Genomic DNA, 9,060 nt, shown 5'->3' with positions numbered 1-9,060 from the left:
GTGAACTGGGCCTTGAACTTGTCGAACGACCCGAACGCCTCGTCGATCGCCGCCGCCAGCTCGCCGGTCGGCTTGTCCCCGCCCTCCGGCGACAGGATCTTCCACCACACCACGTGGTTGGCGTGCCCGGCCAGGTTGAACGCCAGCGTCGTCTCCAGGCCCACGATCCCGCCGAAGTCGCCGGCGTCGCGGGCGGCGGCGATCTTGTCGAGGGTGTCGTTGGCGCCCTTGACGTAGGCGGCGTGGTGCTTGCTGTGGTGCAGCTCGTTGATCTCGCCGGAGATGTGCGGCGCGAGGGCACCGTAGTCGTAGTCGAGTTCGGGCAGCTCGTACCGGGCCATGGGGCCCTCCTTCTGTCTTCGACATCAAGTCTTGCCCCCTCGAACCTAGTAGCACACCCGTGTCCCGGGCGAGCGGGGGCAGCCTCGGCGCCACGGGCTGGAACCTGCTTGAGTGAAGGTTCAACTTCCAGTACCGGCCCCTCCGGCCGACCACTCAGCGTGACCGGTTTGTCCGCCCCGCGCCGGTTCGCCGACGCCCGGTAGGGTCGGTCCCATGGCGACGTCCCGGCTCGGCAGCGTGCAGCGGGTGCTGCTGCTGTTCGCGCTGGCGCTGGGCATCGCCGTGATGCACCACGTGCCCTCCCCTGGCGCCGGACACGCCATGACGAGCCAGATGTCCGTCGTCGCATCGCACGACGTCGCCGCGGACTCCGGCATGCCCGCCGGCGAACACTCGATGCTGCACCTCTGCCTGGCGGTCCTGTACGCAGTCGGCGCGCTCGTACTGGGCCTGCTGGCCTTCCGCCGTTACACCGCCGTGAAGACGGTTTTCGACGGCACGCGCGGCTCCCCCGCCGCCGACCGGCCGCCCGACAGACGAGGCCGGCTTGTCTTGACTTCTCTCTGCGTGTTGCGCACCTGATCGGCAGCTCCATCTCCGGTCTCTTTTCGCAATTTCCCTTTTGAGAGAAGGTTTTTCCATGCGCAAAATCTTTTTCAGCGGCGCCGTGCTGGCCGCTTCGCTCCTGCTCGGCGCCTGCGGCAGTCCGGAATCCCCTGCTCCCAGCGCGCAGGCTGGGCACAACGCCGCTGACGTCACGTTCGCCCAGCAGATGATCCCGCACCACCAGCAGGCGCTCGAGATGGCGAAAATGGTGCCGTCGCGCAGCAGCGACCCGAAGGTCGTCGACCTGGCCGGCCGGATCAACCGGGCGCAGGACCCGGAAATCCGCCAGATGCAAGGCTGGCTGACCGCCTGGGGCGCGGCGCCCGCCAGCCACTCCATGCCCGGCGGCCATGAGATGTCGGGAGACCACTCGATGACCGGGATGATGTCGGACGCCGACATGAAGAGCCTGGACGCTGCGAAAGGCCCGGAATTCGACCGGTCGTGGCTGGACCTGATGGTCAAGCACCATCAGGGCGCGGTCGAGATGGCGAAGACGGAGCTGGCCCGGGGCGCGGATGCCGGGGCGAAGTCGCTGGCGCGGCGGATTGTCGACGCTCAGCAGGCGGAGATCGCCGAGATGCAGGGGCTGTTGAAGGGCTGATCCGGTAAGGCGCCGGGGTCGATGGGCGGCTCCGGCGCCTTGCTTCCCAGGGTTATGGCGATACCTCTCTTGGGTGAGGCCTGCTGTTCTCGTCGTCCGCGGCCTGCGGTTTCCGACGAGGCTGGCTGAGGTCAGTGCCACCGTGCTGGCTGAGCCCTCGCGGGCAAGCCGCCACCGACTCGCTCGCGAGGCTTCGGCTGAAGGCGGCGCGGCGTTACCCCGGACCACCTCCCGTCGGGAGCGCCGCACCAGTCGAAGCAACTCGCGCCAGCGCCGAAACGCACGTGCACCGAGCCGCAGACGGTCGCCGAGCCGCTAGACCGGCAGGACTTCCGCCGATTGAGGTCTCCTCGACAGCGGGTGCCGAGTCGAACGGCGCACGGAGTTCTTCTCGCCGATGGACTGGCCCGGCGCCGCGGAAGTCCGTGAAGGACTCCTTGAGGGAATCTGATTCCCTCAAGGAGCCCTTCACGGACCTCTCCCGGAGCAGGGAGCCGCGCGTCGGCGGGCGGTCAGCGTTGGGACCTTCGGCGGCGCGAGATCAGCAGCAGCGCGCCTCCGCCGGCGAGCAGGGCGATCGCCACGATTCCCACCGGGATCAGCACCACGCCGGTCCACGCCAGGGGCGGGTTCGGCGGCGGGGGCTGAACCGGCGGCGTCGGCGGGACTGTCGGCGGGGTCGGCGGCGTGGGCGGGGTCTTCGTGAGCGGCGTGGTCGTCTTGCACCGCGGGTCGGCGGACGCGTCCGGGCAGTTGGTGCCGGGCGTCGTCGAGGAAATGACGTTGCGCAGGCTCTGTCCGTCGCCGATCGGGGTCTTGACCTTCACGCTGTAGGTGACCGTCGCGGTCGCACCGACCGGCAAGTCACCAGTCCACGTCAACCGGGGTGCCGCATAGGACACGGAGCCAGTCGAGGCGGTCGCGTCGTTGTTGTAGGCGGCGTTGCCGAGGACGCCGGTCAGGTCGTCGGCGAAGGTCGCGTCCTTCAGGGCGGTCTGGCCGGTGTTCGTCGCGGTGACGGTGTAGGTGACCTGGTCACCTGCCTTGGCCTCGGTGACGCTCGCCTTCTTGGCCAGGATCAGCCCCGCGACCGGCGTCGTCGTCCCGCACCTCGGATCCTTCGAGCCCGGCGGGCAGTTCGTGCCGGGAGTGTCCGAGGTGACGACGTTCGCCAGCGTGTGGTCGCCCTTGACCGGGTTGTTGACCGTGACGCTGTAGGTGACCGTCGCGGTGGCACCGACCGGCACGTCGCCGGTCCAGGTCAACCGGGGTTCGGCATAGGTCACGGAGCCGATCGACGCCGAAGCGTCGTTGCCGTAAGCGGCGTCGTCCAGCACCTTCGAGAGATCGTCGGTGAAAGTCGCTCCCGTTTGGACGGTCTGGCCGGTGTTCTTCACCGTCACCGTGTACGTGACCTTGTCCCCCGGCTTGACGTCCTTCTTGTCCGCGACCTTCGTGATGTCCAAACCGGCGACGGGAGTCGTGGTGCCGCAACGCGGATCCGTCGAACCCGGCGGGCAGTTCCCGCCCGGAGTGTCCGAGGTGACGACGTTCGCGAGCTTGAAATCGCCCTTGACCGGGTTGTTCACGGTGACGCTGTAGGTGACCGTCGCGGTGGCACCAACCGGGAGGTCGCCGGTCCACGTCAGCCGAGGGGCCGCATAGCTCACCGAGCCGAGCGAGGCGGCCGCGTCACCGTCATAAGCGGCGTCGTCGAGGACCTTCGACAGGTCGTCGGTGAAAGTCGCACCGGGCAACGGAGTCTTGCCGGTGTTCGTCACGGTCACGGTGTAGGTGACCTTGTCGCCCGGCTTCGCGTCCTTCTTGTCCGCCACCTTCGTGATGTCCATACCCGCGACGGGAGTCGTGGTCCCGCAGCGCGGATCCGTCGAACCCGGCGGACAGTTCCCGCCCGGAGTCTCCGAGGTCACCACGTTCGTCAGCTGATGATCGCCCTTGACCGGATTGTTCACCGTCACGCTGTACGTCACCGTCGCCGTAGCACCGATCGGCAAATCACCAGTCCACGTCAACCGCGGCGCCGCATAACTCACTGAGCCGATCGACGCCGAAGCATCGTTGCCGTAAGCGGCATCGTCGAGGACCTTCGAGAGATTGTCAGTGAACGCCGCTCCCGTTTGGACAGTCTGACCGGTGTTCCGCACAGTCACCGTATACGTGACCTTCTCGCCCGGCTTGACGTCCTTCTTATCCGCAACCTTCAAGATCTCCAGACCCGCAACCGGAGTCTTCGTGCCACAGCGCGGATCCGTCGAACCTGGCGGGCAATTCACGCCCGGAGTGTCCGACGTGACCACGTTCGCCAACTGGTGATCGCCCTTGACCGGATTGTTCACCGTCACGCTGTACGTCAACGTCGCCGTAGCACCGATCGGCAGATCACCGGTCCACGTCAATCGAGGCGCGGCATACGTCACCGAGCCGATCGACGCCGAGCCATCGTTGCCGTAAGCGGCATCGTCCAACACCTTCGAGAGATCGTCAGTGAACGTCGCTCCCGTTTGGACAGTCTGACCGGTGTTCCGCACCGTCACCGTATACGTGACCTTGTCCCCCGGCTTGACATCCTTCTTATCCGCAACCTTCGAGATCTCCAAGCCCGCAACCGGAGTCGTAGTCCCACAACGCGGATCCGTCGACCCCGGCACGCAATTCGACCCCGGAGTATCGGAGGTGACCACGTTCGTCAACCGGTGATCGCCCTTGACCGGGTTCGCCACCGTGACGCTGTACGTCACCGTCACCGAAGCACCGACCGCCACGTCGCCGGTCCACGTCAGCCGAGGCGCGGCGTAAGTCACCACGCCCGCGGAGGCCGTCGCGTCGCTGTTGTAAGCGGCGTCGTCCAAAACCTTCGCCAGGTCATCAGTGAAAGTCGCGCCGGACAACGGAGTCTGGCCCGTGTTCACCACAGTCACCGTGTAGGTGACCTTGTCCCCGGGCTTCGCCGACGACTTGTCCGCCGCCTTGCTGATCGCGATGCCGGACACCGGCGTCGTCGTCCCGCATCGCGGATCCGCCGACCCCGGCGGGCAGTTCCCGCCCGGAGTCTCCGACGTGACGACGTTCGTCAGCCGATGATCGCCGCCGGCCGGATTGTGCACGGTGACGCTGTAAGTCACGGTCGCCGAAGCGCCGATCGGGAGGTCGCCGGTCCACGTCAACCGAGGCGCGGCATACGTCACCGAGCCGGTCGAGGCCGAAGCGTCGTTGCCGTAAGCGGCATCGTCCAGCACCTTCGACAGGTCGTCAGCAAAGGTCGCGCCGGGCAACGGAGTCTTGCCGGTATTCGTCACGGTCACCGTGTACGTGACCTTGTCGCCGGGATTCGCGGACTGTTTGTCCACCGACTTGGAGATCGTCAACCCCGGCAACGGCGTCACGGTCGAGCACTTCGGATCCGTCGACCCGGGTTCGCAGTTGCCGGGCACCGGAGTGCTGACTGTGTTGCGCAGCTGGTGGTCGCCGGAGATCGGATTGTGCACGGTGACGCTGTAGGTCACCGTCGCCGAAGCACCGACCGGCAAATCGCCCGTCCACGTCAAACGCGGTGCCGTGTAAGCGGTCGAGCCCACCGAGGAAGACGCGTCGTTGTTGTAGGAGGCGTCGTCCAGCACCTGCGACAGGTCGTCGGTGAAGCTCGCGTCCGGCAGCGGAACCTGGCCGGTGTTGGTCACCTTCACCGTGTAAGTGACCTTGTCGCCCGGATTCGCGGTCTGCTTGTCCGCGGTCTTGGCGATCGTCAGTTCCTTGCCCGGCGTCGTGGTCGAGCACGACGGATCGGTGGAACCCGGCGGGCAGTTGGTGCCGGGCGTCGAGGACGTGACGACGTTGTGGAGCTTCTTGTCCCCGGGATCCGGATTCTTCACCGTGACGCTGTACTTCACGGTCGCCGATCCGCCGATCGGCAGGTCGCCGGTCCAGGTCAGTTTCGGTGCGGCGTAGGAGACCTGCGCAGCCGGAGTGGCATCGTTGTTGTAGACAGCGTCGTCCAGCACCTGCGACAGATCATCGGTGAAAGTCGCGCCCGACAATGGAGTCTGACCGGTGTTGGTGACGGTGATCGTGTAGGTCACCTTGTCGCCGGGCACGACCTGGTCGCGGTCGGCGGACTTGGCGATCCGCATCCCGGACACCGGAGTCGTGGTGCCGCACCGGGGATCGGCGGATCCGGCCGCGCAGTTGTTGCCGGGCGTCGTGGAGGTGATCGTGTTGATCAGTTTATGGTCGCCGGTAACGGGATTCTTCACCGTGACGCTGTAGGTCACCGTCGCCGAACCACCGACGGGCAGGTCGCCGGTCCAGGTCAGTTTCGGTGCGGCGTAGGAGATCTGCGAAGCCGGAGTTGCATCGTTGTTGTAGACAGCGTCGTCCAGCACTTGCGACAGATCATCAGTAAAAGTCGCGCCGGACAACGGAGTCTGGCCGGTGTTCCGGACGGTCACGGTGTACCGGACCGGATCGCCGGGGTTGGCACTGGTCTTGTCGACAGTCTTGACGAACTCGATTCCGGACACCGGCGTCGTGGTCGAGCATGCCGGGTCGGTCGAACCCGCGACGCAATTGTTGCCCGGGGTCGTCGACGTGATCGTGTTAGTCAGTTTATGGTCACCGGTAACGGGATTCTTCACCGTGACGCTGTAGGTGATCGTCGCCGAAGCACCCACCGGCAGATCGCCCGTCCAGGTCAGCCGAGGCGCGGCGTAAGCCACCGAGCCCACTGATGCCGACGCATCGCCGTTGTAGGCCGCGTCGTCCAGCACCTTCGACAGGTCGTCGGTGAAAGTCGCACCAGACAACGGAGTCTGGCCGGTATTCGCGACGACGACCGTATAGGTCACCCGATCGCCGGGATTCGCGGACTGCTTGTCGGCCTTCTTCTCGATCCGCATTCCGGACACCGGCGTCGTCGTCGAGCACGCCGGGTCGGTCGAACCAGCGACACAGTTGTTGCCCGGAGTAGTCGACGTGATCGCGTTGACCAGCTTGTGGTCTCCGGTGTCAGGATTGTTGACCTTCACTGAATACGACACCGTCGCGGTGCCGCCGATGGGAACATCACCGGTCCACGTCAGCCGCGGTGCCGCATAGCTCACCGAACCAACCGAAGCCGAAGCATCGCCGTTGTAAGCCGCGTCGTCCAGCACCTTCGAGAGGTCGTCGGTGAAAGTCGCGCCAGACAACGGAGTTTGGCCGGTGTTCGCGACAGTCACGGTGTACTTCACGGTGTCGCCGGGCTTGGCGCTGGCCGGATCCGCGGTCTTGCTGATCCGGATGCCGGAGACCGGAGTCGTTGTGCTGCAACGCGGATCAGTGGAACCGGCCGCGCAGTTGTTGCCCGGAGTGGTCGACGTGATCGCGTTGATCAGCTTGTGATCGCCAGGATCGGGGTTCTTCACCGTGACGCTGTAGGTGATCGTCGCCGAAGCGCCGACCGCCAAATCTCCGGTCCAAGTCAGTTTCGGCGCGGTGTAAGAGACCTGGGCGGCGGGAGCGGCGTCATTGTTGTAGACGGCGTCGTCGAGAACCTTCGACAGGTCGTCAGCGAACGTCGCGCCGCGGGCCGCGACCTGGCCGGTGTTGCGCACGACCACGGTGTACTTCACCGTGTCGCCGGGATTCGCCGAAGCCTTGTCAGCGGTCTTGGCGATCTCGATTTTCGTGCCGGGCACAACGGTTTCCGCGCAGGACGCCGTGGCGTCGTCCGCGCACTGCCGGTCCGGCGGAACCGTCGGCGGCTGGCCTTCGGTCACCTTGGCGCGGTTGATCAGCGCGGCGCCGACGGTCGCGTCGTCGATCCTGGCGTGCACGGTCATCGTCACCCGGCTGCCGGGCGGGATCGCCGCCGTGCGCCATTGCAGCGGACCGATGCCGGTGACGGCGCCGCTCGTGGTGTCCGCGCTGACGAACGTCGTGCCGGGCGGGAGGGTGTCGGTGACGGTGGTCGGCGGCACCGGCAGGTTGCCGGTGTTGTCCAGGGTGACGGTGTAGGTCAGTTGGTCGCCGGGCAGCGCGTTCACCTTGTCGACGACCTTGGTCAGCGTGTACTCCGGCACCGCGACCACATTGCGGACAGTGTTGCTGGTCCGACTCTGTTCGCGGCCGGTCTGCTTGCCCTGGAAGACCACCGACGCGGTGTTGTCGAGGCGGGTGCCGGGGGCGACCGTCGGCGAAACGGTGACACGGAAGCCGACGTGCGTGCTCTGTCCCGGGGCCAGATCGGGGAGAGTGCAGGTGACGACTTGGCCGGCCGCCGAGCATCGCGGGTCCGAACCGGCCACATAGGACACTCCGGCGGGCAGCGTGTCGGTGACCACCACGCCGGTCGCGGTGTCCAGGTTGGTGGTGGTGCCGTCGGGGTTGCGGTTGGCGACGTCGAGCCCGTAGGAGATCTCGCCGCCGCGCCCGACCCAGCCCGGCGGGCGTTCCTGGAGGTTGCCCTCGGGGTCGTTGGTCTTGACGATCTGCAGGTTGGGCTCGTTGGCCTCGGCCATCAGCCAGACGGTCTGCGGGTAGAGCGCGTCCCCGGTGGTCCCGACCTTCAGCTGCGCCCGGTCCGCGCCGGCGGGCAGCTTGCCGGTGACGTCGACCGTGCGCGCGTCGTAGCCGAAGTTGTTGGCCGGGTTCGGCGTGCGGTCGGCGACATTGGCGCCGGTGCCGCTCGCGGTGACCCGGTCGATCCGGCTGCTGAACGCGTTGGTCGTGCTGGCGCCGCCGGGCGCGGGCAGCGTCAGGCGTTGCAGTGACGCGGCGTCGCGGCCGAATTCGAGGTAGTCGCCGGAGATGTTGGCGTCGCCGTCGCCGACCACGACCCCGAGGGTGGCGGTCGGCGGGTGGTCGGCCGGGGTGCGGATGCCGTTGAGGTCGATGTTCGTCGAGGTGGGGCTGCCGCCCGCGCGGACGACGTCGAAACCGTCCCAGACCTGCAGGTAGCGCAGCGGCTCGGTGTCCAGCGCGTAGGCCACGACCAGCGACCAGCCGCCCCAGCAGCCGAGGTTGCTGGCGCTGTTGGCCGAGTTGCCGCGGCACGCCTGGAGGTCGGCCACCGTGTAGGAGCCGCCGCCGGCCTGTTTGACCAGCCCGGTGACGTCCTTGACGCCCGCGTGCGCGGTGATCTGCGGGAATCCGCTGCCCAGCGCGTCGAACCAGTCGTAGGTGTCGGCGGTGAGGCGCTGGTAGGAGGCCGAGCCCGGGGCCTTGAACGCGACCTGGTTCGCGCGGGAGGGGTCGCCGGATTCGGCGTTCGAGGAGATCGGGTTGACCTGCCAGTAGAGCCGGGCCGACAGCACGGTCGCTCCGGACGGGATGGTCAGGTTCGCGCTCGACGCGGTGTTGCCCGGCGCCGACGGGTCGCTCTTGATCCAGTAGCCGTAGCTGGAGTTGTTGGCGGTCTCCCCGCAGGCCGTGGGGGTGAGGCCGCAGCTGACGACCGAGTTGGACGCCATCGTGATCGCGCCGTGGGCGACCGTCGAGAAGGCCGGGTCGGG

4 protein-coding genes are annotated in these 9,060 nt (G+C 67.1%); 2 read left to right on the top strand and 2 right to left on the bottom strand.

Annotated elements, in window-relative coordinates:
• Positions 1–341: superoxide dismutase (locus tag ABD156_RS27575; protein ID WP_425546114.1), on the bottom strand; the 341-nt coding region annotated here is incomplete at its 3' end.
• Between the two features lie 214 nt (positions 342–555).
• Here ABD156_RS27575 and ABD156_RS27570 point away from each other — a divergent pair.
• Positions 556–924 carry a hypothetical protein gene (locus tag ABD156_RS27570; protein ID WP_344279815.1) on the top strand — a complete coding sequence of 123 codons (369 nt, stop codon included), beginning with the start codon at positions 556–558 and terminating at the stop codon, positions 922–924.
• Between the two features lie 58 nt (positions 925–982).
• Positions 983–1,552 carry a DUF305 domain-containing protein gene (locus ABD156_RS27565; RefSeq protein WP_344279812.1) on the top strand — a complete coding sequence of 190 codons (570 nt, stop codon included), beginning with the start codon at positions 983–985 and terminating at the stop codon, positions 1,550–1,552.
• Positions 1,553–2,064: 512 nt separating this feature from the next.
• Here the strand turns inward: ABD156_RS27565 and ABD156_RS27560 are convergent.
• Positions 2,065–9,018: a COG1361 S-layer family protein gene (locus ABD156_RS27560; protein WP_344279809.1), complete on the bottom strand. Its 6,954-nt coding sequence runs from the start codon at positions 9,016–9,018 to the stop codon at positions 2,065–2,067.
• Positions 9,019–9,060 lie beyond the last annotated feature (42 nt).

Origin of the sequence: Amycolatopsis albidoflavus, assembly GCF_039525725.1 — a bacterium.
Taxonomy (GTDB): Bacteria; Actinomycetota; Actinomycetes; order Mycobacteriales; family Pseudonocardiaceae; genus Amycolatopsis; species Amycolatopsis albidoflava.
The sequence above is the reverse complement of the archived record's forward strand: the minus strand, read 5'-3'. Positions and strand labels throughout refer to the sequence as shown.

Excerpts from the sequence above, each read along its gene's own strand:
- ABD156_RS27565 (WP_344279812.1), top strand. The coding sequence starts at position 983 with ATGCGCAAAATCTTTTTCAGCGGCGCCGTGCTGGCCGCTTCGCTCCTG.
- ABD156_RS27560 (WP_344279809.1), bottom strand. The coding sequence starts at position 9,018 with ATGGCGTCCAACTCGGTCGTCAGCTGCGGCCTCACCCCCACGGCCTGC.
- ABD156_RS27570 (WP_344279815.1), top strand. The coding sequence starts at position 556 with ATGGCGACGTCCCGGCTCGGCAGCGTGCAGCGGGTGCTGCTGCTGTTC.